Origin of the sequence: Achromobacter sp. (genome assembly GCF_036567245.1) — a bacterium.
GTDB lineage: Bacteria > Pseudomonadota > Gammaproteobacteria > Burkholderiales > Burkholderiaceae_B > Achromobacter.
This window is the reverse complement of the sequence record NZ_DATCUY010000345.1, coordinates 1-22,380: the sequence shown is the minus strand read 5'-3', so window position 1 is coordinate 22,380 and position 22,380 is coordinate 1. Positions and strand designations below refer to the sequence as shown.

General features: G+C 65.8%; 21 protein-coding genes. 5 read left to right on the top strand and 16 right to left on the bottom strand.

Annotation, left to right across the window (positions count from 1 at the left end):
- From VIR09_RS15145 to nudC, 3 genes are all read right to left on the bottom strand, one after another.
- Positions 1-1,909, bottom strand: a 1,909-nt coding sequence (locus VIR09_RS15145) for a hydantoinase/oxoprolinase family protein (RefSeq protein ID WP_332013610.1), incomplete at its 3' end; no start/stop codon positions are given.
- Between the two features lie 60 nt (positions 1,910-1,969).
- Positions 1,970-2,479 (bottom strand): winged helix DNA-binding protein, encoded by a 510-nt coding sequence (locus tag VIR09_RS15140; RefSeq protein ID WP_332013609.1) that lies wholly within the window; start codon positions 2,477-2,479, stop codon positions 1,970-1,972.
- Between the two features lie 138 nt (positions 2,480-2,617).
- Positions 2,618-3,388, bottom strand: coding sequence for an NAD(+) diphosphatase (gene nudC / locus VIR09_RS15135; RefSeq protein ID WP_332013608.1), 771 nt, complete (start codon positions 3,386-3,388; stop codon positions 2,618-2,620).
- Positions 3,389-3,667: 279 nt separating this feature from the next.
- Between nudC and VIR09_RS15130 the strand changes: the two genes are divergently transcribed.
- The 4 genes from VIR09_RS15130 (at position 3,668) to VIR09_RS15115 (ending at position 7,848) form a co-directional block, all read left to right on the top strand.
- Positions 3,668-4,642, top strand: coding sequence for a TRAP transporter substrate-binding protein (locus VIR09_RS15130; RefSeq protein WP_332013607.1), 975 nt, complete (start codon positions 3,668-3,670; stop codon positions 4,640-4,642).
- Positions 4,643-4,649: 7 nt separating this feature from the next.
- On the top strand, positions 4,650-5,150 hold the full coding sequence (locus VIR09_RS15125; RefSeq protein WP_332013606.1) for a TRAP transporter small permease: 501 nt from the start codon (positions 4,650-4,652) through the stop codon (positions 5,148-5,150).
- The gene (locus VIR09_RS15120) at positions 5,143-6,444 is read left to right on the top strand and encodes a TRAP transporter large permease subunit (protein ID WP_332013605.1); all 1,302 of its coding nucleotides are present in this window, start codon (positions 5,143-5,145) and stop codon (positions 6,442-6,444) included. The genes VIR09_RS15125 and VIR09_RS15120 overlap by 8 nt, the downstream gene beginning before the upstream one ends.
- A 333-nt stretch (positions 6,445-6,777) precedes the next feature.
- Positions 6,778-7,848, top strand: coding sequence for a porin (locus tag VIR09_RS15115; protein WP_332013604.1), 1,071 nt, complete (start codon positions 6,778-6,780; stop codon positions 7,846-7,848).
- 57 nt (positions 7,849-7,905) lie between these two features.
- Here VIR09_RS15115 and VIR09_RS15110 read toward each other — a convergent pair whose 3' ends face one another.
- From VIR09_RS15110 to VIR09_RS15050, 13 genes are all read right to left on the bottom strand, one after another.
- A complete protein-coding gene (locus tag VIR09_RS15110) occupies positions 7,906-8,613 on the bottom strand; it encodes an ABC transporter ATP-binding protein (protein WP_332013612.1) in 708 nt (235 codons plus the stop codon).
- 4 nt (positions 8,614-8,617) lie between these two features.
- The gene (locus VIR09_RS15105; protein WP_332013603.1) at positions 8,618-9,340 is read right to left on the bottom strand and encodes an ABC transporter ATP-binding protein; all 723 of its coding nucleotides are present in this window, start codon (positions 9,338-9,340) and stop codon (positions 8,618-8,620) included.
- Entirely contained in the window at positions 9,321-10,310 is a 990-nt protein-coding gene (locus tag VIR09_RS15100) for a branched-chain amino acid ABC transporter permease (RefSeq protein WP_332013602.1), read from the bottom strand. Before VIR09_RS15100 ends, VIR09_RS15105 begins: the two co-directional genes overlap by 20 nt.
- A 1-nt stretch (position 10,311) precedes the next feature.
- On the bottom strand, positions 10,312-11,163 hold the full coding sequence (locus tag VIR09_RS15095; RefSeq protein WP_332013601.1) for a branched-chain amino acid ABC transporter permease: 852 nt from the start codon (positions 11,161-11,163) through the stop codon (positions 10,312-10,314).
- Positions 11,164-11,210: 47 nt separating this feature from the next.
- Positions 11,211-12,458, bottom strand: a complete 1,248-nt coding sequence (locus VIR09_RS15090; RefSeq protein WP_332013600.1) for an ABC transporter substrate-binding protein — start codon at positions 12,456-12,458, stop codon at positions 11,211-11,213.
- A gap of 258 nt (positions 12,459-12,716) precedes the next feature.
- Positions 12,717-13,523 (bottom strand): putative hydro-lyase, encoded by an 807-nt coding sequence (locus VIR09_RS15085; RefSeq protein ID WP_332013599.1) that lies wholly within the window; start codon positions 13,521-13,523, stop codon positions 12,717-12,719.
- A 107-nt stretch (positions 13,524-13,630) separates the two neighbouring features.
- A complete protein-coding gene (locus VIR09_RS15080; RefSeq protein ID WP_332013598.1) occupies positions 13,631-14,536 on the bottom strand; it encodes a LysR family transcriptional regulator in 906 nt (301 codons plus the stop codon).
- Between the two features lie 78 nt (positions 14,537-14,614).
- Complete coding sequence (locus VIR09_RS15075; protein WP_332013611.1) at positions 14,615-15,964, bottom strand: amidase; 1,350 nt, start codon at positions 15,962-15,964, stop codon at positions 14,615-14,617.
- A gap of 83 nt (positions 15,965-16,047) precedes the next feature.
- Positions 16,048-16,731 (bottom strand): DUF2848 domain-containing protein, encoded by a 684-nt coding sequence (locus VIR09_RS15070; protein ID WP_332013597.1) that lies wholly within the window; start codon positions 16,729-16,731, stop codon positions 16,048-16,050.
- A gap of 72 nt (positions 16,732-16,803) precedes the next feature.
- Positions 16,804-18,087 carry a TRAP transporter large permease gene (locus tag VIR09_RS15065; RefSeq protein ID WP_332013596.1) on the bottom strand — a complete coding sequence of 428 codons (1,284 nt, stop codon included), beginning with the start codon at positions 18,085-18,087 and terminating at the stop codon, positions 16,804-16,806.
- On the bottom strand, positions 18,084-18,704 hold the full coding sequence (locus tag VIR09_RS15060) for a TRAP transporter small permease (protein ID WP_332013595.1): 621 nt from the start codon (positions 18,702-18,704) through the stop codon (positions 18,084-18,086). The genes VIR09_RS15065 and VIR09_RS15060 overlap by 4 nt, the downstream gene beginning before the upstream one ends.
- Positions 18,705-18,971: 267 nt before the next feature.
- The gene (locus VIR09_RS15055) at positions 18,972-20,018 is read right to left on the bottom strand and encodes a TRAP transporter substrate-binding protein (protein WP_332013594.1); all 1,047 of its coding nucleotides are present in this window, start codon (positions 20,016-20,018) and stop codon (positions 18,972-18,974) included.
- A 421-nt stretch (positions 20,019-20,439) separates the two neighbouring features.
- A complete protein-coding gene (locus tag VIR09_RS15050) occupies positions 20,440-21,345 on the bottom strand; it encodes a LysR family transcriptional regulator (protein ID WP_332013593.1) in 906 nt (301 codons plus the stop codon).
- An 87-nt stretch (positions 21,346-21,432) separates the two neighbouring features.
- On the opposite strand from VIR09_RS15050, the gene VIR09_RS15045 reads away from it, so the two are divergent.
- Positions 21,433-22,380: DMT family transporter (locus tag VIR09_RS15045; protein ID WP_332013592.1), on the top strand; the 948-nt coding region annotated here is incomplete at its 3' end.

The window sequence follows — 22,380 nt, the reverse complement described above, 5'->3', positions numbered from 1 at the left end:
CCGCCATGTCCTCGCGCACATACAGGGGCGTGTCGCACCAGGCGCCGGCGCTGTACATGCTGACGACGCGGCGGGGAGCCAGCGCGCCGTCGCGCACGCGCGCGCTGGTGGCTTCGCTGACGCGCTCGCCGCCGCCCGTGGCTTCGACGGAGATGGTTTCCACCACCAATTCGCGGTTGGGCATCAGGAAGGAATAGCGCTGGCGGTAAGCCGCCTCGAAATCCTTGCGCGCCTGGTCCAGATCCGTATAGGCCACTTCCAGCGAGGTGTCCGTGCCACGGTACTTCAGGTGCAGGCGGCGCTGCACGCCGATGTCGCTTTCGGCCACATGCTGGCGCCGCAGTTCGCCCACGGCCTGACCGGCAAGTTCGTCCAGTTCGCCCTTGAGCGCCTGCATCAGATCCGCGTCCAGAACCTTCTCGACCGTCTTCTGGCGCATGTCGGTCTGGTCGGCCAGGCCCATGCCGTAGGCCGACAACACGCCGCCCAGCGGATGCGCGAACACCGTCGTCATGCCCAGCGCGTCGGCGACCAGGCAGGCGTGCTGGCCGCCCGCGCCGCCGAACACGGTCAGCGCGTATTCGGTGACGTCGTGGCCGCGCTGCACCGAGATGCGCTTGATGGCCTCGGCCATATTGCCTACGGCGATTTCCAGGAAGCCCTCGGCGAGTTGTTCCGGACTCATCTCACGGCCGGTGGCGGCGCGAACTTCGTCGGACATGGCCGTAAAGCGCGCCACGACCGCGTCGCGGTCCAGGGGCTCATTGGCATCGGGGCCGAAAACCTTGGGGAAGAAATCAGGCTGGATCTTGCCCAACAGGACGTTGCAGTCCGTCACCGCCAACGGGCCGCCGCGGCGATAGCACGCGGGACCCGGGTTGGCACCAGCCGAATCCGGGCCCACGCGCAGTCGCGCGCCGTCGAAATGCAGGATCGAACCGCCGCCCGCCGCCACCGTGTGGATGCTCATCATGGGCGCGCGCATGCGCACGCCGGCCACCTGGGTCTCGAATTCGCGTTCGAATTCGCCGGCGTAATGCGACACGTCGGTGGAGGTGCCGCCCATGTCGAAGCCGATGACCTTGGGAAAGCCCGCGATCTCGCTGGTGCGTACCATGCCGACGATGCCACCGGCCGGCCCCGACAGAATGGCGTCCTTGCCGCGGAAGCGGTGGGCGTCCGTCAGACCGCCGCTGGACTGCATGAACATCAGGCGGATACCCGGCAGTTCGCCGGCCACCTGGTCCACATAGCGCATCAGGATGGGCGACAGGTAGGCGTCGACCACCGTGGTATCGCCGCGCGACACGAACTTGATCAGCGGACTGACCTCGTGCGAAGCCGACACCTGCGGGAAGCCCACTTCACGCGCGATGCGGGCAGCGATACGTTCGTGTTCCGGCGCATGCCAGGCATGCATGAAGACGATGGCGACCGCGCGGATGCCGCTGTCGTAGGCGGTCTGCATGGCTGCGCGCAGCGCTTCCTGGTCCAGCTCGCGGATCACCTCGCCATCGGCGGCCACACGCTCGTCCGCTTCCACCACGGATTCGTACAGCATCTCGGGCAGAAGCACGTTGCGGTCGAACAGGCGCGGACGGTTCTGGTACGCAATGCGCAGGCCGTCGCGAAAACCACGGGTCGTCACCAGCAAGGTGCGCTCGCCCTTGCGTTCCAGCAAGGCGTTGGTGGCCACCGTGGTGCCCATCTTCACACACTCGACCTGATCGGCAGGCACGGGCTGGCCGGGCGCGATGCCCAGCAGTTTGCGGATGCCGGCCACGGCCGCGTCGCGGTACTGCTCCGGGTTTTCCGAGAGCATCTTGGCCGTGGTGGTCGTGCCATCGGGACGCCGCGCCACGATGTCGGTAAAGGTGCCCCCACGATCAATCCAGAATTGCCATTTCATAGCTGTCCTTGCAAACAAAGGGTCGCCGCGGCGCCTGCGGCCGCGCGCGGGTAAATGGAATCAGAGAGAGGTCGCCGCGCGGGCCGCCTGGTCGTACAGGCCGGACAGCGCGCGCAATGTGTGCGCCAGTTGGCGGCTGTAGTCCAGCCCGCCCCCGCCCGGCGCGTCCAGGCCGGCGGTCAGGCATTGCTCGCGGATCTCGGCATAGCGCTTGAGGATGGCGGCGCCGTCCGGCGTCACGCTGTAGAACACTTCCTTGCTGCTGCGTTCGCCTTTGACCACGCCCAGGCGTTCGAGCTTCTTGAGCGCATAGCTGACGATGTGCGTGTCCTCGACATTCAGCGTGAAGCAGATGTCGGCCAGCTTCTTGGGCCGTTCACGGTGATAGACGTGATGGAAAACCATCACGTCGGTGGGCGTCAGGTCGGGCAATCCGGCCGCGGCCATGCAGCGCACGGTCCAGCGGTCGAAGGCGTGGCTGGCGATCATCAGGCCGAATTCCACCTCGGAGAGGTCGGGCGCGCTGCCGCCGGCAAGGTGGGCCGACGATGCAATCAAAGCAGGTGTCATGGGAGCCGCAAGCCGAGTTTATTTGAGTGAAATACTAATAATTTATCTATATTTCATCAATAAAAAATAAGCACGAAACGCCAGAAATCCCTTATTCCAAGGGAATACCCCTAGGAAGCTCCCAGCGGGAAATGCGGTTTAAGGGGCCGACCAGCCCATGGGCAGATTGGCCCGGATCAGCCAGCCGGCGATGGAAATCCGCGGCGCGATCTCGGGCATCGGATCGCCCGGGCCGAACCAGCGCGCATCGGCGATCTCGTCTTCCTGGACCCGGATGTCGCCCGACACGTAGTCCGCCGTGAACGCAACCATCAGCGAATGCGGAAACGGCCAGGATTGGCTGCCGAAATACTGCAGGTTGCCGACCTTCAGGCCGACTTCCTCATACACCTCGCGATGGATGGTCTGCTCGATGCTTTCGCCGGGTTCCACGAAACCGGCCAGCGCGGTGTAGCGGGAGGTGGCCGTGGTGGTGTGGCGCGCCAGCAGGATGCTGTCGCCCTTGCGGATCAGCACCATCATGGCTGGCGAGATGCGCGGATAGGCCGAGAAGCCGCAGGATGGGCAGCGCAGGCAGAACTCGCTGGCCACGCGCTCCGCAGGCGTGCCGCAGACGCCGCAGAACCTGTGCGTGCGCGCCCATTCGGCGATCTGGTAGGCACGGCCGGCCAGCGCCATGCGCTCGTCGTCCAGCACGCCGAACAGCGAGCGCAGCTTCCTGAAGGCATAGCCCTGCGGCGGCTCCACGCCGGGCTCGACGTGCACCGTGCGGTACGGCGAACCGGGCAGCGTCCAGATCGGCTGCAAAGCCGTGACCGCCACGCCTATCTGTACACACAAGGAGGTGTCCGGCAGTACGGCGGACGTCTCTTCAACCAGCAATTCATCACGACGAAAAACGAAGTTCACACACGCCTCTGCACCATGCTTTCGATAGTGCAATGTTAGAAGAAAAACCGCTGTGGGAACGCGCTTGCGCAGCGTTTGCGCAAAGATTGAATCCTCAAGCATCCGCGACGCGCAAGCTTGTTAGGAATAACCCGTAAAGAGGCGATTTCAGGCGCGCGGCCGCCGCACAGCAACATAGAATGGCACGGCTTTTCAGCTGCGCGTCATTGTTGCAGCGCTCTCTTTCGCAATGCCTATCGGGCACAACCCGGCTTCACCATTCGCAAAGAAGGACCACCCATGCACAAGAAAATTTCCCTGTTGGCAGGCAGCATCGTCCTGGCGTTCAGCGCCGGCGCCCAGGCTCAGACAAAATGGGATCTGCCCACCGCCTACCCGGCCAGCAACTTCCATGTCGAGAACCTGACCGGCTTCGTCAAGGACGTGGACGCCTTGTCTGAAGGCAAGCTGAAGATCACGCTGCACAACAACGCGTCGCTGTACAAGGCGCCCGAAATCAAGCGTGCGGTGCAAGGCAACCAGGCGCAGATCGGCGAGATCCTGCTGACCAACTTCGCCAACGAAGACCCGATCTACGAACTGGACGGCCTGCCCTTCCTGGCCACCGGCTATGACGCTTCGTTCAAGCTCTACCAGGCGCAGAAGCCCTTCCTCGAAAAGAAGCTGAATTCGCACGGCATGACGCTGCTGTACGCGGTGGCCTGGCCGCCCCAGGGCATCTTCGCCAACAAGGACATCAAGCAGATCTCGGACATGAAGGGCCTGAAGTGGCGCGCCTACAGCCCGGTGACGGCCAAGATCGCCGAACTGGTCGGCGCGCAGCCCGTCACGGTGCAGCAGGCGGAACTGGCCCAGGCCATGGCCACCGGCGTGATCGATTCCTATATGTCCTCGGCATCGACGGGCTACGACACCAAGACCTACGAATACATCAAGAAGTTCTACGACACCCAGGCCTGGCTGCCGAAGAACGCCATCATCGTCAACAAGAAGGCGTTCGACGCACTCGACCCCGCCACGCAGGCCGCCCTGAAGAAGGCCGGCGCGCAGGCCGAGGAACGCGGCTGGAAGCTGTCGCAGGAAAAGAACAAGTGGTACCAGGAAGAGCTGGCCAAGAACGGCATGGAAACCGTCAAGCCCACGGTCGAGCTGAAGGAAGGCCTGTCCGTGATCGGCAAGCGCATGCTGGAAGACTGGCTGAAGAAGGCCGGCGCCGACGGCCAGGCCATGATCGACGCCTACAAGAAGCAGTGATATCTCCATGCGCCGCTTTCTAGATGGTTTATACGGCGCGGCCGGCCTGCTGGCCGGCCTGTGCACGATCGGCGTCCTGGTGTCGGTGCTGGCCGCGATCATCGCGCGCCAGCTCAGCATGAACATACCCGGAACGGACGCCTACGCCGGGTACTTCATGGCCGCCGCCGGTTTCCTGGCGTTGGCCAGCACGTTCAAGCACGGCGAACACATCCGCGTCACGCTGCTGCTCAATTCGCTCAAGCCGGCCGCGGGCCGCAAGCTGGATATCTTCGCCCTGGCGGTCGGCTGCCTGCTGGCTTCCGCCTTCGCGTTCTTCAGCGTCAAGCTGACCTACGACTCCTGGCAGTTCAACGACATCTCCACGTCCAACGACGCCACGCCGCTCTGGATTCCCCAGCTCAGCATGGCCGCGGGCACGGTGCTGTTCCTGGTCGCCCTGATCGACGAGCTGATCCGACGCTCACGCGGCCTGGCCGCCGCTACTTCGCAGCAAACCCATGAATGAACTTCTCGTCATTACCCTATTGGTCGTCTCGATCTTCGCGCTGCTGGGCTGCGGCGTCTGGGTCGGCCTGACCCTGGCGGGGACCGCATGGATCGGCATGGAGATCTTCTCCAGCCGGCCGGCGGGCGATGCCATGGCCGTCACCATCTGGGGCGCGTCCTCCAGCTGGACGTTGACCGCCCTGCCACTCTTTCTGTGGATGGGTGAAATCCTGTTCCGCACACGGCTGTCGGAAGACCTGTTCAAGGGGCTCGCCCCTTGGCTCAACCGCCTGCCCGGACGGCTGCTGCACACCAATGTGATCGGCTGCGCCATCTTCGCCGCAGTCTCGGGCTCGTCCGCGGCAACCTGCGCCACGGTGGGCAAGATGACCATCCCCGAGCTGACGCGCCGCGGCTATCCCGAGGACAAGATCCTGGGCACGCTGTCGGGCGCCGGCACGCTGGGCCTGCTGATTCCGCCATCCATCATCATGATCGTGTACGGCGTGGCGGCGGACGTGTCCATTGCCAAGCTGTTCATCGCGGGCATCGTGCCGGGCATCCTGCTGGCCCTGCTGTTCATGGGCTACATCGCCTGGTGGGCGATCCGCAATCCCGGCCAGGTGCCGGCGGCCGACCCGGGCCTGACGCTGATGCAGAAGCTGTCGCGTTCGCGCCATCTGATCCCGGTGATGCTGCTGATCGGCGCGGTGCTGGGGTCCATCTACACCGGCATCGCCACCGCCACGGAGGCTGCGGCGGTCGGCGTGGTAGGCGCCCTGATCCTCTCGGTGCTGCAGGGGTCGCTCAACCGCTCCACCTTCATGCAGTCCCTGCTGGGCGCCACCCGGCTGTACTGCATGATCGCGCTGATCCTGGCGGGCGCGCAGTTCCTGACGCTGGCCATGGGCTATATCGGCTTGCCGCGCGCGCTGGCCGAATGGATCGGCGGACTGGGCCTGTCGCAGTTCTGGCTGATCATGGCGCTGATGGTGTTCTTCATCATCCTGGGCTGCTTCCTGGACGGCATTTCCATCGTGGTGCTGACCATGGGCGTGCTGCTGCCCACGGTGCAGGCCGCCGGCATCGACCTGATCTGGTTCGGCATTTTCATCGTTTTTGTTGTGGAAATGGCACAGATCACGCCGCCGGTCGGGTTCAATCTGTTCGTACTGTCCGGCATGAGCGGCAGGGAATTGCCCTACATCGCGCGCGCCTCGCTGCCCATGTTCTTCCTCATGATCCTGGCGGTGCTGCTGCTCTACGCATTGCCTGGCATAGCCACGTGGCTGCCGCTGCACATGACGCTGTAGCGCGACCTAGGCATGAAAACCCCGTTCTCGCAACGGGGTTTTTTTTACGCCTGCTTGCGCACCCTATCCGCCCCCCTGTTTTGCTCTCCTGTAAACCAGGGAAAACTCCAAAAAACTACAGGTGTTGTTCAGGCCTCAACTTTTCTAGAATTCCCAGGCGCTGATACGTTGCAGCATTACGGCGTATATGTGCATATGCGGCCATCGCCCGGACCCGCGCTTACCCGAAGCGTAGGAGCGACGGCCCATCGCCTGGCGATCCGCCAGGCGTAACCAGCCGGGCCAAAAGCCCGGCGCCACTAAAAATAGCGCTACCCAGGAGGAGTCCCCCGCATGAAACGCATCACCCTATCCCTCGCCCTTGCAGGCCTGGGCTTGGCCGCCGGCACGGCCCAAGCCGAAACCAGCGTTACCCTCTACGGCATCGCCGACGTCAGCATCCGCTACCTCAGCACCAGCGCGGGCAGCGTGGGCGCAGACGGCAGCCGCGTGTCGATGGAAAACGGCGCCATTTCCAACAGCCGCTGGGGCCTGCGCGGCTCCGAAGACCTGGGCAATGGCAACCGCGCCTTCTTCCGCCTGGAAAACGGCTTCAACATGCAGAATGGCCGCGGCTCGGATCCCAGCAAGACCTTCAGCCGCCTGGCGTATATCGGCCTGGACGGCGGCAGCATCGGCGCGCTGACGCTGGGTCTGCAGAACACCCCGATGTTCGACTTGCTGGCCGACTACTTCGACCCGCTGACCGTCGGCAACTACGACCAGAACGCCTGGCTGCCCGCCGCCATGTCGCGCGTGCGCACCAACAACATGACCAAGTACTCCAACACCATTGGAGACTTGGCGCTGGTGCTGTCGTGGGCCAACGGCGAAGACTGGAACGACCACAAGGCCGGCCAGCAGTATGGCGCCAGCCTGCGCTACACGATTGGCAACCTGGGCCTGGGCGCGGGCTACCAGCAGACCTACGAAAGCACGGATTCCGATCTGCGCCAGCGCGTCTGGAACCTGAACGCTTCCTATCAGTTCGAAGGCGCCAAGGTGTTCGCCGGCTACTACAACGGCCGCGATGAAACCGGCTGGGTCAACGCCGTGATGGGCGGCGCCCAGGCCCCCGGCCTGGACCGCAAGGACAACGGCTACTTCGCCGGCGTCACCTGGCAGGCCACGCCGCGCTGGGCCATCACCGGCGCCGCCTACTACGACCAGAGCAAGAACGTGGTCGAAGACGGAGACAAGGGCAAGCGCTACGCGCTGGTCGCCGTGGCCGAGTACTCCCTGTCCAAGCGCTCGCAACTGTATGGCACCGTGGACTGGAACAAGGTCAGCGATGCCGCCATCGGCGAAATCACCGGCAAGAGCAACCAGCTCGGCGCCGCAGTGGGCTTCCGCCACATCTTCTGATGATCGACCATGCCGGACGCTTGCCGCGTCCGGCATGGCTTGGCCGCAGCGCCAGCCTCACATCCCCAGATACGCCTTGCGCACCTCGTCCGAGGCAGCAAGCTCCGCCGCATCGCCCGACAGCGCCACCCTCCCGCTCTGCATCACATAGGCCCGCGCCGCGACTTCCAGCGCCTGCGCCATGTTCTGCTCCACCAGCAGGACCGACAGGCCGTCGTCACGGTTCAGGGCGGCCAGCGCATCGAACACCTGTTCCACCAGCAAAGGCGACAGACCCAGGCTGGGCTCGTCGATCAAGAGCAGGCGCGGCCCGCTCATCAGCGCCCGGCCGATGGCCAGCATCTGGCGTTCGCCGCCGGACATGGTGCCCGCCAACTGGGCGCGACGCTCCTTCAGGCGCGGGAACAAGGCGTACACCCGTTCCAGGCGTTCGCCATACACGCGCTCGTCCCGCACCGTATAGGCTCCCAGGCGCAGGTTCTGCTCCACCGGCTGGCGCGCGAACACGCGGGCGCCTTCCGGAATCATGGAAATGCCCTGGGTCACCAGCTTGTCCGGCGGCGTCCCGGTAATGTCCCGACCTTCGAAGACGACCCGTCCGCCCTTGGGTTTGACCGCCCCCACAATGGCCATCAGGGTGCTGGACTTGCCCGCGCCGTTGGCGCCCAGCAAGGCCGCAATCTCGCCCGGTCTGACTTCCAGCGACACGCCGCGCACCGCCTGCACGCCGCCGTAGGCCACGCTCAGGTCTTCGACTTTCAGCATCGCATCAGGCACGGTGCTTTCTCCCCAGATAGGCTTCGATCACGGCCGGGTTGCGCACGATCTCCTGCGGCGCGCCCTCGGCAATCATCTGGCCGAAGTTCAGCACCAGCACCCGTTGCGCCAGCCGCATGACCACCTCCAGCACGTGTTCCACGATGATGAGCGTGACGCCCGACGCGTGGATGCCGCGCAGGATCTCGGCCAGCGCGATGGCCTCGGCGGGGTTCAGGCCGCCCGCCACTTCGTCCAGCAGCAGCATGCGCGGCTCGGTCGCCAGCGCCCGGGCCAGCTCGACCCGCTTCTGCCCTGCCACGTTGAGCTCCGCCGCCTTTACGTCGGCGCGTTCGGCCAGCCCCACCAGTTCCAGCACACGCGCGGATTCGCGGCGCGCGTCCTGCAGGCGCGGATGGCGCAGCAGCGCGCCGACCATGGCGTTCTCCAGCACCGTCATCTGCCCGAAACTGCGCGGGATCTGATATGTGCGCACCAGGCCCATCGCCGCCACCTGCTCGGGACGGCGCCCTATCATGGACTGGCCGTCGAAGGTCACCGAGCCGGAGGTGGGCTCGTGGTGCCCCACCAGGCCGTTGAACAAGGTGCTCTTGCCCGCGCCGTTGGGGCCGATGATGGCGACGATTTCGCCCGCATCGACCGACAGCGAGATGTCCTTGTTCGCGACCAGGCCGCCGAATTGCTTGGTCAGGTTCTTAACGTCCAGCAGAGCCACGGCGCCTCCTCAATGTGACCAGTCCACCCGGCAGGAACATGGTGACCAGCAATATGGCCAGGCCGAAAACCAGCAGGTCCAGCCCCATGCCCGAACTGCCCCACAGCACGCGCGTGCCCTCGGACAGCGGCAACAGCACCGCCGCGCCCAGCCACGGGCCGATCAGTGTGCCGACGCCGCCCAGGATGGTCACCAGCACGACCTGCACCGACATCGTCAGATTGAACATGGATTCCGGGTCGATGAAGCCCACGTACATGGCGAAGAAGCCGCCCCAGACCCCGGTCATGCCCGCCGACATCACGAAGGCCAGCATCTTGTAGCGGTCCGCGGGCACGCCCAGGCTGCGCGAAGCCGCTTCGTCGCCATTGATGGCGCGCCAGTAGAAGCCGGTCTTGGAGTGCACCAGGAAGAACGTGGCGCAGAAGGTCAGAAAGGCCAGGCCCACGGCGATCCAGTAGTACGGCACCTTGCTGCGAAACAGCAGCATCCAGGCGGCGTCGCCGATGGGCGCCTCCAGGCCGACCGCACCGCCCGCCCATTCCCAATTGATCATCAACAGCAGCCCGATCTGCAGCAGCGCGATGGTGGCCATCGCGAAGTAGTGGCCGGACAGCCGCAGCGTGGGGCCGCCCACCAGCCAGGCCAGCGCCGCGCTGATCACCCCGCCCAGCGGGATGCCCAACAGTGGCGTGAGCTTCAGGTGGTGCAGCAGCAGCAAGGTGGTGTAGCCCCCCACCCCCACGAACACGCTGTGGCCGAAGGAGATCCGCCCGAGGAAGCCGCCGACCAGATTCCAGCACGCGCCCAGCGCGCCGAACATGATGGCCAGCAGCAGCACCTGCAGAGTGAAGGAGTCCTTCACCACCACCGGCACCAGGGCCATCAGGATGGCGGCCACCGCCGCCGCCGCGACCGGCCATTTGGGCACGCCCGTGTACGCGGCGTCGAGTTTGTTTGTTTTGTTCATCTCACCACCGCCCGAACAGGCCGCGCGGCCGATACCAGAGAACCAGGATGAACAGGATGAACACGCTCACTGTCTTGAGCGCCGGCGCGACGAAGTAGCCCGTCATGGCCTCGATGATCCCGATCAGAATCCCCGCGATGAAGGCGCCCGGCAGCGAACCGAAGCCGCCCATGCACACCGCCACGAAAGCCAGCAGGCCGAACACCGTGCCCACCGAGGGAAACACATAGAAAAAGGTGGTCAGCAAGGCGCCGGCCAGGCCGACCGCCGCGCTGCCCAGCATCCAGACCTGGGCGTTGACCCGGTCCGGCGAAATGCCCACCAGGGCGGCCACCTGGCGGTCTTCCGCCACCGCCTGCAAGGCATGGCCCCAGCGCGTGCGGTACACCAGGATGAACAGCGCGACCACCACCACCAGCGCGATCAGGCCCGTCACCACCTGCGGCCGGCCCAGCGAAATGCCGGCGACCGTGACGCTGCCTGACACCATGGTGTCGGGCAGGCTGCGGTAATCGGGACTGAAGGCGATGAAGGCGATCTGGCGCAACACCAGCCCCAGGCCGAAGGTAGCCAGGATGACCGCCATCGCCGGCCCCTTCTGCAGGCGGCGGATGATGAGCGCGTAGGTCAGGAAACCGACGAAGGCGAGCACGATGGCCACCAGCGGCGCAGACAGCGTGGGATCGATGTGGCCCAGCGTGTAGAGCCAATAGGCGGCATACATGCCCAGCATCAGGAACTCGCCATGGGCGAAGTTGATGACGTCGGTAATGCCCCAGATCAGCGCCAGCCCCACCGCCACCGCGGCATAGATCAGGCCGTTGAACAGGCCTGCCGAGAGAGCTTCAAACATGGAGTGCTCCTGCGGCGGGCCCCGCGGCCCGCCGCGTCAGACTACGACTACTTCCAGGCGAACGGCAGCGTGGGCAGGTTCTTGTCCGTGCGGTACTTCTCCGGCCACACCGTCTGGTAGGACGAACCCTTGAGTTCCAGGATCAGGCCCGAGCCCTTGGTGTTCTGGCCCTTGGCGTCGAATTGCACCCCGGCCCAAGGCATCGCGACTTGCGCTTCGCCCAGGTCGGTGGCGGCCAGCGCCTTGCGGATCGCCTCGGGATCGGTCGAGCCGGCCCGGTTGATCGCGTCGGCCAACACCAGCACGCCCTGCATCGAACGGGCGTTATTGCCGTTGAGATCCTTGCCGGTCTTGGCCTTGTACATGTCGTTGATCTTCTTCAGCCCGGCCTTGGATGCCGCCACGTCGTTGCCCCAGACATCGCGCGTCAGCACGCCCTGGACCTGCGGCCCCACTTCCTGCACGAAGCGCGAATCGATGAAGCCGGCGTCGTTGGCCAGCAGCACCGGCGGCGCGTACTTGCTTTCGCGCATGGTGCGCACGAACAGCATGGCGTCCGAGGTGTAGCTGGCGAAGATCGCCACATCGGGCTTGGCAGCGGCCAGTTTCTGCACTTCCGCCGTCACCGAGGCCGAGCCCGCGCTGTAGGCGATGTTGGCGACCAGTTCGCGCTTGTATTGCTTGGCGAACTTCTCGACGGCCTTGTAGGTGTTCACGCCGAAGTCGGTGTTTTCATACACCACGGCGATCTTGGCGGTCGGCACGGCCTTCACGCCGTCCAGGAACTGCATCATGTTCTCGACGAAGGTGTCGTCGTTGGGCGAGGTGCGGAAGAACCATTTGTAGCCGCGCTCGGTCAGGTCCGGGCTGCTGGATTCACCGTTCACATAGGGAATGCCGCGCTGCTCGGCGATGCGGCTGGCGGTCTTGGTCACGGCCGACTGGTAGGCGCCGGTCAGGGCCACGACCTTCTCCTGGTCGATCAGGCGCTGGGCGTCGGCCAGGCCCACTTCGGGCTTGCCCTGGGAATCGCCGAACACCACTTCGATCTTGGCGCCTTTCAGCGCCGGCAAGCCGCTGCCCGCGGCCAGCGGTATGCCTTCCAGTTCGGGGTGCGGATTGTTGATGATGTCGACCGCCAGTTCGATGGCCGCCTTGATTTCCGACCCGGTGGACGCCAAGGCGCCCGACAGGGGGTAGATCGCGCCGATGCGCACGGCCTGCTGGGCCTGCGCGGGCAAGGCGCACATCAGCGCCAGACTCGCGGCGACGCCCGCGATGAGCTTCATCTTCATAACTGGACTCCTGGATTGAACCGGCTGGGTGTGAAAGCAATGCATGGACGCGGCCCGGGGCATCCCCTGGAGGATGATCCCGGCCGCGGCCGCACGAGACCTTCCGGCACGCCGGAAGACCCCAGATTCAGAGCGGTTGTCGCCATTTCCCCTTGTCCTTTAATGGATCGTTTTGGTGGCACAACTGGTACTGCAACGCGAGTATGACTGCTTACTGCTTCCTGCCTGCGTCCGGCGGAAAAAGCGGCCCGAGGGCGGTCAGAACACCGCCATCCGGCTATTGATGAGGTCCGTGACCAACATATGGCCCGGCGCATGGGTAATGCAGAACTCCGGCCGCACGGCCGCGACTACCGACTGCGGCGTCACGCCGCAAGCCCAGAACACCGGCATCTCGCCTTCGCGTATTTCAACCGGGTCACCATAGTCCGGGCGGTTGATGTCGGCAATCCCGATCAACGCGGGGTCGCCGATATGCACCGGCGCCCCGTGGACCGAGGGAAAACGTGAAGTCACCTGGATGGCGCGGATGGCGTCCGCAGCCTTCAGGGGACGCATGGACACGACCAGCGGGCCGCCGAACACGCCTGCGGCATGGGTCGGGACGCTGGTGCGGTACATGGGCACATTGCAGCCCTGCTCGATGTGGCGCACCGGCAGGCCGTTATCCAGCATCGCTTCCTCGAACGAGAACGAGCAGCCGATCAGGAACGAGACCAGATCGTCGCGCCAGATGTCGCGCACGTCGGTCGGCTCGGCCACCAGCTCGCCGTTGTGCCAGACGCGGTAGCGCGGGATGTCGCTGCGGATGTCGATGTCCTGGCCCAGCTCCGGCAAGGCGGGATCGCCCGGTTCGGACATGGCCAACAGGGGACAGGGTTTGGGATTGCGCTGGCAGAAGTGCAGGAAGTCGGCAGCCAGGGCGCGCGGCAGGATCGCCAGATTGGCCTGGACGTGGCCCGGAGCCAGGTTCGCGGTCGGGCCGGTCAGCTTGCCGCTGCGCGCATCCAGCCGCGCCTGCCGGGCCAATTCGACGCTGGCGCGCGCCGCGGGTTTCGATTGCATGCCTATCCCCTTGTTCATGATGCAGGTATGGGGCCATTGCACCGGAAGCGCGGGCCAGCGTCCAATCACAAGTTGCGATAGACCCCGATCAATATTCCTTATCAGGGTTATGCCGGATGGCGCAGCGACTCTTCACGCGCAATCTGCTGCGCCGCCTCGGCCACGGCGCGCGGGATCTGGCTGTCCGGCCCCTGCATCCAGCAAGCCGTGTAGTGCAGCGGCGGCAAGGCCGGCGCCTTCACCTCCAGGATGCGCAACTCGCCCTGCGCCAGCTCCTTGTGCAGGATGACGGGCGCAATGACGGCGGTGCCGATGGCGTCCTGCGCCATCCGCACAATGACGCTGAGCGCGGAGCTGCCGTACATGCGCGGCGCCTCCACCCCGGCCTGCTGCAACAGCTGACGCACGGCGCGGTGCGGATCGGTGGTCGACGGATAGGTGATGACGGGCCATTCGGCCAGCCGCTTCAGGGCGATAGGCTGGCGCCCGACCTTGAGCTTGGGGCTGGCCACCCAGGATAGCGGGTAATTGCAGAGATAGAGGTTCTCGATGCGGGGCTCTTCCATCGGCCCCAGCAGGAACGCCAGGTCGATCTGGCGCGAAGCGAGCTGCGTCTTCAGCACCGTGGTCGTGTCCACCTGGATCTCGACCATCAGCGCCGGATAGGCGTCGTGCAGATACTCCATCAAGGTGGGCAGCCAGGTATGGACGATGGTTTCGGACACCCCCAGCCTCAGCATGCCGCTCATGACGCTCTTGGCACGCGCGGCCTCCTGCATGTCGCGCCGCATCTGCAGCATGCGTTCGGCGTGCGACAGCAATTCGCGCCCTTTGCCCGTCAGTTTGATGCCGCGGGTGTCGCGGTCGAACAGGCGCACGCCCAGATCGGATTCGAGCGACGCGATGCGCTGGGAAATGGCCGGCTGGGTGGCATTGAGCTTCTCGGCCGCGGCCCGAAACCCGCCCAGGGTGGCGACCCAGAAGAAAGTCTCGATATTGCGCAGATCGATCATGGCGGCGGCGTCCGGCTATGCAGCCGCCATCTTAGCGCCCGGAACGGACCGGCGGCTGCCGTCCGCCCCGGTTTCACATCACTGGCCCGCGTACAGCGCTTCCACCGCCAGGCCGATGCTCAGGATGCTGCGGTCCGCGCCATTGCTGCCCGCGATCATCAGCCCCACCGGCGCCGTGCCGGGCGCCTGGCAAGGCAAGGACAGCGCGCAGCCATCCAGGAAATTGATCAGCGTCGGGTTGCGCAGGATCAGGCCGTTGGCCGCGTAATAGGCTTCGTCCGAAGCCTGCAGGTCGGCGACCGCCGGCGCCACGATGGGCGTGGTCGGCATGATCAGGGCGTCATAGCCGGCGATGCGGCGGTCCACCGCGGCGACCCAGGCTTCGCGCGCGTCCAGCAGGTCCAGGTAGTCGGCCGCGCTCATGTCCTTGCCGCGCATGATGCGCGACACCACGCGCGGGTCGTAGCGCTTGCCCGCGCGGGCGATCAGGTCGCGGTGCCAGGCCCAGGCCTCGGCCGCGGTGAAGCCGCCCTTGGCGTTGATGGCAGCCAGTTCCGCGAATTCCGGTATCGCAATCTCGTCGACCTGGGCGCCGGCCTCCTTCAGGCGGGCAACCGCAGCCGCGAAGCTGTCAGCAACATGCTTTTCCATGGCGTCCAGCGCCAACGTGGTCGGGATGGCCAGGCGCAAACCGCGCAGCGCCGCCGCTTCCGGCACCGGGCCGCCGTCGCCGGACAGGATGGCGTCCAGCTCGGCGCAGCAGCGCACGCTGGCGGCGATGGGGCCGATCGAATCCAGGTTGGCCGACAGCGGCAGCACGCCTTCCATGGAGACGCGCCAGGCGCTGGGCTTGAAGCCCGTCAGGCCGCACAGCGCGGCCGGGATGCGCACGGAACCGCCCGTATCCGAACCGATGGCCGCGACAGCCATGCCGTCGGCGACGGACACGGCCGCGCCGGACGACGAACCGCCGGGGATGCGGCCGGTGGCGCGGTCGTAAGGGTTCAGCGGCGTGCCGTAGTGCGGATTGATGCCCAGGCCGGAATAGGCGAATTCGGTCATGTTGGTGCGGCCGATGATGACTGCGCCCGCCGCCACCAGGCGGCGCACCACTTCGGCGTCGGCGTCGGCCGCGGGCTCGCCTTCGCGCGCCACGGAACCTGCCATCGTGGTCTCGCCTTCGATGTCGAACAGGTCCTTGATGCTGATGGGCAGGCCCTCGATGGCCGAGCGCACGATGCCGGCCGCGCGCAGCGTGTCGGAAGCCTGGGCCTGGGCCAGCGCCGTTTCCGCGTACAGACGCGTGAAGGCGCGCGCGCCCTCGCCCGCTTCGTCCTGGGCGCGGGCCAGTGCCGCCCGCGTCAGTTCCACGGAGCTGCTGCGGCCCTCTTGCAGGGCCAGGGTCAGATCGTTCAGGGTCGAAACCATAGTCATCCTAGTGCCGCCTTGCGGCATGAGTGCAAACGGGCGCGCCCGCAGGCGCGCCTGGCGATAGGCGCCGGAGGCCGGAATCAGGCCACCACGGGCAGCGTCTCGACATGATAGCGGTGACGCAGGCTGCGCTGGCGGCGCGGGTCGTGCAATTCCATCGTGAAATCGGCCGAGGGGCGGATACCGCCGATCGCGCCCACGGTGCCGCAGGTCATGCCGGCGCCCGCCGGCAGCACGGCCGAACCGCCGGTATAGCCGGCGACCAGGTCCTGCGGCGTGCGCAGCGATGCCAGCGGACCCTCTTGGTACAACACTTCAACGCCGTTCTCGACGATGTAGGAACGGATCACGAGTTCGTCCCAGTAGTCGGCTACATCGGCCAGGCGCCAGGCGCTGGTGGCCACCGGCTTGACGCAGACCTGCTTGGACATCGCCACGCTGTAGGTCTCCAGCTTGCGGTCGGTGTGGTCCGAAGCGATGCTGACGTACATTTCGCCATCGACCGCGAACACGAAGGTCTCGACTTCGCCCGAGGAATCCTCGCCCAGGGCCTGCACGGTTTCCTTCTGGGTCAGCTGGTTGTCGGCGATGCGGTAGTACAGCGGCACGCTGCTGGGGCGCGGCACGCCGATAGCGGCCAGCTCTTCGATGTGGTGCTCGATTGCGGCCATGTCGCGTCCGGCCCAGCCGGCAACGATCAGGGTGTCGAACTCGACTTCCACTTGGCGGGGTTGCGAGTCTTCGATCTGGAATACGGCTTTCATATCTGTCCTGCGGAAATAAGAGGATGAAGGACGCGGCGGCTTGCCGCGCCCGGGATGTCTATGGAATGAAGGTCAGCCGAACACGCGCGGCAGCCACAACGCCACGTCCGGCCAGAACGCCAGCAGCGCCAGCATCACGAACATGGCCAGCACGAACGGCAGGCTGCCGACGATGACCGCGCTCATGGAGCCGCTCTTGCGCAGGCTTTGCACCACGAACAGGTTCAGGCCCACGGGCGGCGTGATCAGGGCGGCTTCGACCAGGATAATGATGACGATGCCCAGCCAGATGGGATCGAAACCCAGCCCGATCATGATGGGCGCGATGATGGGGATGGTCGTGATCATCATGGACAGCGTTTCCATGAAGCAGCCCAGCACCAGGTAGAAGATCACCACGATCAGCAGCATCCATCCCGGCGACAGGCCCAGCCCCGTGATCGACTTGGTCAGCGCATCGGTCAGCCCGGTCGCGGACATGACGAAGTTCAGGAAACTGGCCGCCACCACGATCAGCATGATCATGGCTGTCGAGCGCATGGTGCCTTCCATGACCTCTCGCAGCATCGACCACGACAGGCGGCGGAACCAGGCCGCCAGGATGAAGGCTCCCAGCACGCCCAACGCGGCGGCTTCGGTCGGCGTGGCCAATCCCGCATAGATGGAGCCCACCACCAGAAAGAAGATCCCCATGGGCGGCGCCAGGTGCACCAGGCTGGCGAAGCGCTGGCTCCAGGTCGCCTGGATCTTCTTGCCGCCCCAGGACGGCTTGGCGACGCAGGCGATGACTACCGTCACCATGAACAGCGCAGCCATCGCGAAGCCCGGGATGATGCCGGCCAGGTACAGCTTGGGCACCGAGGAGTTCGTCAGAACGCCATAGATGACCAGGTTGATCGAAGGCGGGATCAGGATGCCCAGCGTGCCGCCGGCGGCCAGGCTGCCCAGGAACAGCGGCTCGTTATAGCCGTACTTGCGGATCTGCGGGATGGCCACCGTACCCACGGTCGCGGCGGTCGCGACGCTGGAGCCGGAGGTGGCCGAGAACAGCGTCGAAGCGCCGATGTTGGCGTGCATCAGGCCGCCCGGCAGCCACGACAGCCAAAGGCTCATCGCGCCATACATGCGTTCGGCGAAACCGGCGCGCAGCAGCACCTCGCCCAGCATGATGAACAGCGGAATCGCCACCAGCAGGAACTCGTTGTTGGTGCTCCACGAGACCTCGCCAATGGCGCGCGTCAGCGGCAGCATGGAGAACAGCGGGTCCAGGATCAGGCCCAGCACGCCCAGCGCCGCGCCCACCGGAATGGACAGGCCGATCAGCACCAGGAGCAGTATCAATGCGGTGGAAATCATGCGGCCTCTCCCTTCACCATGCGCTCGCCGGCGGCGGCTTCCTCGTCGGCTTCCTCCTGCGCCGAACGCACACCGCAAATGTTCTTGACCAGTTCGATGTCGCCCGTGACCAGCGCGGCGGAGGCGCGCGCCAGCATCAGCGCAACGGTGATGCACATCCACGCCAGGCCCAGCACCCACAGGCCCTGCGGAATCCACAAGGGCGTGGCCAGCGGCGTATTGGCGGCGGATTTCTGCGCCCAGGAGGTCTGCGCCACCTCGAATGCGTAGTAAGTCAGGTACACCATGAAGACGGCCAGGGCCACCATGGAGATCCAGTCCAGCACGGCCGCAATGCGCACCGGCATGTATTGGTAGACCACGTCCACGCGCACATTGGCGCGCTGCAGCGTGGCGAACGCCAGCGCCCACGAGGTGCTGATGGCGAAGGCGTAGCTGGACAATTCGTCCGCGCCGCCCGTCGTGAAGCCCAGGAACTTGCGGGCCAGCACGTCAAACGAAATCAGCAGCACGCTGGCCACGGTCAGCGCGCCGCCGGCCCACACCGCCAGACGTGAAAAGCTCTCGGCGCGCCGCAATAGCCCGCCCAACAGGCGGAAGTGTTCAGATTGAGTCATGAGTCAAACCTTTGCAGGGCCAGGCAAGCATCGCCGCCTCTGCGATTAACGAACGATCCCATAGGGACGCCACGAAGCCGGCTATGCCGATCTGCAACGACTCCCCCCCGATCGGGATGCCGCGGATCCGGCTCCGCCGGTCCGCAGGCATGCCCCCCGGGGGGAAGCGCGCAGCGCTTCGGGGGGAGTCCACCTTGCGGATCCGGCTCCGCCGGTCCGCAGGCATGCCCCCCTGGGGGGGAAGCGCACAGCGCTTCGGGGGGGGACCTACCGCATTGCGGTCAGGCCCAGGGTTTTGCCGACCGTGGCGTTGAAGTCCTTCACGCACTGGGCCGAGCAACGCGCAGCCCACTTGGGCAGCACCGCTTCTTCAGTGACCTTCTTCAGCAGCGCGCGGTCTGCGTCCGAGGGCTGAACCAGGACCATCTTGCCCTTGACCGGGAACGGGCAAGCAGCGGCGCCCGTGTTGCAGTCATAGCCTTCCTGCGTCTGGCGCGCGGCGGCGTCCCAGATGTTGTCGACCAGGGTCTTCACATTGGTCTGCAGGAAAGTGCGCACGTTGGGGTCGAGCTTGTCCCAGGCCTTCTGGTTCACGGCGTGGATCTGCTGGTTCCAGTTGATCGGCAGCGCGACCAGGTGCGTGGACACTTCGTACCACTTGGCCGAATAGCCGGACAGCGAACCCGTGATGGCGCAATCCACCACCTTGTTCTGCAGCGCGGGCACCACTTCACCGAAGGCCATGGTCACGCTCGAACCGCCCAGCGCCTCGACGAACTCGGCGGTGGTACGGCTGCTGGTGCGGACCTTCTTGCCCTTGATGTCGGCCAGGCTCTTGATCTCGGCGTTGCAGAACAGCACTTGCGCGGGGTAGGTGGAAATACCCAGCAGCTTGACGTTGCTGCCTTCGCCATACAGCTTGGCGTAGACCGGCTCGAACGCGTCGGTGACGGCGCGCGCGGTCTTGACGTCCGGCGCCAGGCCGGCCAGGTCGATAGCCTCGTTGATCGGGTTGTCGCTGGCGAAGTACGCCAACGTGGCCGTGCCGAACTCGACCACGCCCTGCGACATCAGGCGCAGCAACTCGGGACCCTTCAAGCCCATTTCGTTGAAGCCCTTGATGTCGGCGGTGACCTGGCCTTTGGACAGCTCAGGAATCGTCTTGGTCCAGAACGGCTTTTCGTAATCGTTGTACGCGGTCAAGTTGCTCAGGCCGCCCACGACCTTCAACTGGGTCTTGGGCAGGTCCTGCGCCTGGACGGCGCCGGCCAGCAGGCTGGCGGCGACGGCGGCGAAAACTAGCGACTTCTTCATGGACAAAACTCCTGGCTGGCGGGATGGTATGCCGCGCGCCGGATCCCGTTATCCTGGCGGCGCGCGGTGGCAATCGGAGAGTCTGGAGATCAGCCGCGCAACGGCGCGCGTCGCGCCTGCGCGGCATGGCTTGCCGCCCGGGTCCGGGAATGAGACATACGCTGGTTCATGCTTTCCCCCGCTCTATGCATCCAGGCGATCGTTATTGATGTGGCGCCATTGCAGCGTCAGGGGCGCGGAGCGTCCAATCGTATGTTGCGATACGGGGGTATAAATTTTTCTTTGGTCTCGGCCGGCGCCAGCGCTGCATTTCGCGCAGACCGTGCAGTAGCGCGGCTCAGCGGGCAGCTGGCGACGCCGGGCCGCAGCCCGGCTGAACGGCTGCTTGCACCGCTCGCGCGGCGCTTGCTGGGGAAAACACCTAGAGAGGAACCCCGTCCGCGGCCTGCTCGGCCACCTTCTGGGCCATCTGCGCGATGACGCGCACCGGGTGGCTATCCGGCCCCTGGACCCAGGTCGCCGTGAAACTCAGCTCCGGCAAGGGGTCGGCCTGCACGCGCAGGATGCGCAGTTCGCCGCGCGCCAACTCCTTGCCCAGGAACACCGGCGCGATCACGCTGGTGCCGATGGCATCCTGGGTCATCCGCACCATCATCGACATCGAAGCGCTGCCGTACATGCGCGGCGAGTTCACGCCCGCGCGCGTCAGCATGTCGCGCACCACGCGGTAAGGCGCGCTGTTCGAGGGATAGGTGATGATGGGCAGCTTGCCGATCTGCTCCAATGTCAGCGGCTCGGGCCCCAGATCCAGCGCCGGGCTTGCGACCCAGGCCAGCGGATAGGTGCATAGCGGCAGGTTCTCGACCCGCGCTTCCAGCACCGGCCCCATCAGGAAAGCCAGATCGATCTGGCGCGACATCAGGTGCGAGCGCAGCACATGGGTCGTGTCAACCTCGATCTCCAGCACCAGCGCCGGATAGTTGGAGTGGATCAGTTCGATCAAGGTGGGCAACCAGGTCTGCACGATGGTTTCGGCCACGCCAATGCGCACCGTGCCGCTCATGACGTTCTGCTCGCGCGCGGCCTCGAACATGTCGCGCCGCACCTGCAGCATGCGTTCGGCATGCGACAGCAGCTCATGCCCCTTGGCGGTCAGCTTCACGCCGCGCGCCTCGCGCTCGAACAAGAGCACGCCCAGATCCGCCTCCAGAGAGGCGATGCGCTGCGATACCGCAGGTTGCGTGGTGTTGAGTTTCTCCGACGCGGCGCGAAAACTGCCCAGCGTGGCGACCCAGAAAAAAGTTTCGATGTTGCGTAGTTCTATCATGAGCCTGTTCCCCCGGCGCGTTGAGCGTATCATGTCAGCCGCCCGATACCCGCTGACCGGCGCCCCAGCCGCATAAGGAGTTTGTCGATGACCCCGGCCGATAACGGTCGCACGCGCGCAGCAGCGCCCGCCTCCAGCGGCCCGATGATGGGAGTGCTGTTGCTGGTGCTGTCGATGTGGACGCTGTCGTGCCTGGATGCCAGCGGCAAGTGGGTGATGAGCGCGGGCGTGCCGCTGCTGGTGCTGTCGTGGTTCCGCTATGCCGTGCACCTGGCGCTGGTGCTGGCCCTGGTGCTGCCTGCGCGCGGGCTGGGCGTGCTGCGCAGCAAGAAGCCGCGCGAACAGATCCTGCGGGGCGGCTCGATGTTCCTGGCCACGCTGATGTTCTTCACTACGCTGAGCTACATTCCTCAGGCCGAGGCCACCGCCATCAATTTCCTGGCGCCGCTGCTGGTGCTTTCGGCTGCGCCCTGGGTGCTCAAGGAGCCTGCCCGCCTGTCTCGTTTCGTCGCCGCGGGTATCGCCTTCGTCGGCGTGATCATCGTGATCCGCCCGGGCGGCGGCCTGGACCCCGTCGGCACGGTGTTCGGCCTGCTCACGGCCTGTTGCTTCGCGGTGCAATTCATTGCCACGCGCCGCGTTGCGGGTGACGACCCGTTCACCTCGCTGATCTGGAGCGGCGCCGTCGGCACGATCTGCCTGACGCTGGCCCTGCCCTTCATTCTGCCGTCCGCCCTGCCCGTCCTCAAGGCGCTGGCGCCGCTGGATTGGGTCGTGCTGATCTCCACCGGCATCACCGGCGGCCTGGGGCACCTGTTCCAGATCGCTGCCTACCGCCGCGCGCCCGCTTCCACCCTGGCGCCCTTCGTCTACCTGCAGATCCTCAGCGCGACCGCGGTCGGCTGGCTGGTCTGGGGCCATTTCCCCGACCTGCTGACCTGGCTCGGCATCGCCATCATCTGCGCCAGCGGCATCGGCATCGGCCTGGTCGAATGGCGCCGCAGCCGGGCCCAGGCCGCGCCGCTGGCCGGGGCC

What these genes read in the sequence shown, in the direction of transcription:
- VIR09_RS15075 (WP_332013611.1), bottom strand. Translation starts at nt 15,964, where the DNA reads ATGGTTTCGACCCTGAACGATCTGACCCTGGCCCTGCAAGAGGGCCGC.
- VIR09_RS15070 (WP_332013597.1), bottom strand. Translation starts at nt 16,731, where the DNA reads ATGAAAGCCGTATTCCAGATCGAAGACTCGCAACCCCGCCAAGTGGAA.
- VIR09_RS15060 (WP_332013595.1), bottom strand. Translation starts at nt 18,704, where the DNA reads ATGACTCAATCTGAACACTTCCGCCTGTTGGGCGGGCTATTGCGGCGC.
- VIR09_RS15090 (WP_332013600.1), bottom strand. Translation starts at nt 12,458, where the DNA reads ATGAAGATGAAGCTCATCGCGGGCGTCGCCGCGAGTCTGGCGCTGATG.
- VIR09_RS15110 (WP_332013612.1), bottom strand. Translation starts at nt 8,613, where the DNA reads ATGCTGAAAGTCGAAGACCTGAGCGTGGCCTACGGCGGCGTGCAGGCG.
- VIR09_RS15100 (WP_332013602.1), bottom strand. Translation starts at nt 10,310, where the DNA reads ATGAACAAAACAAACAAACTCGACGCCGCGTACACGGGCGTGCCCAAA.
- VIR09_RS15085 (WP_332013599.1), bottom strand. Translation starts at nt 13,523, where the DNA reads ATGCAATCGAAACCCGCGGCGCGCGCCAGCGTCGAATTGGCCCGGCAG.
- VIR09_RS15065 (WP_332013596.1), bottom strand. Translation starts at nt 18,087, where the DNA reads ATGATTTCCACCGCATTGATACTGCTCCTGGTGCTGATCGGCCTGTCC.
- VIR09_RS15120 (WP_332013605.1), top strand. Translation starts at nt 5,143, where the DNA reads ATGAATGAACTTCTCGTCATTACCCTATTGGTCGTCTCGATCTTCGCG.
- VIR09_RS15130 (WP_332013607.1), top strand. Translation starts at nt 3,668, where the DNA reads ATGCACAAGAAAATTTCCCTGTTGGCAGGCAGCATCGTCCTGGCGTTC.
- VIR09_RS15140 (WP_332013609.1), bottom strand. Translation starts at nt 2,479, where the DNA reads ATGACACCTGCTTTGATTGCATCGTCGGCCCACCTTGCCGGCGGCAGC.
- VIR09_RS15050 (WP_332013593.1), bottom strand. Translation starts at nt 21,345, where the DNA reads ATGATAGAACTACGCAACATCGAAACTTTTTTCTGGGTCGCCACGCTG.
- VIR09_RS15080 (WP_332013598.1), bottom strand. Translation starts at nt 14,536, where the DNA reads ATGATCGATCTGCGCAATATCGAGACTTTCTTCTGGGTCGCCACCCTG.
- VIR09_RS15125 (WP_332013606.1), top strand. Translation starts at nt 4,650, where the DNA reads ATGCGCCGCTTTCTAGATGGTTTATACGGCGCGGCCGGCCTGCTGGCC.
- VIR09_RS15115 (WP_332013604.1), top strand. Translation starts at nt 6,778, where the DNA reads ATGAAACGCATCACCCTATCCCTCGCCCTTGCAGGCCTGGGCTTGGCC.
- VIR09_RS15055 (WP_332013594.1), bottom strand. Translation starts at nt 20,018, where the DNA reads ATGAAGAAGTCGCTAGTTTTCGCCGCCGTCGCCGCCAGCCTGCTGGCC.
- VIR09_RS15095 (WP_332013601.1), bottom strand. Translation starts at nt 11,163, where the DNA reads ATGTTTGAAGCTCTCTCGGCAGGCCTGTTCAACGGCCTGATCTATGCC.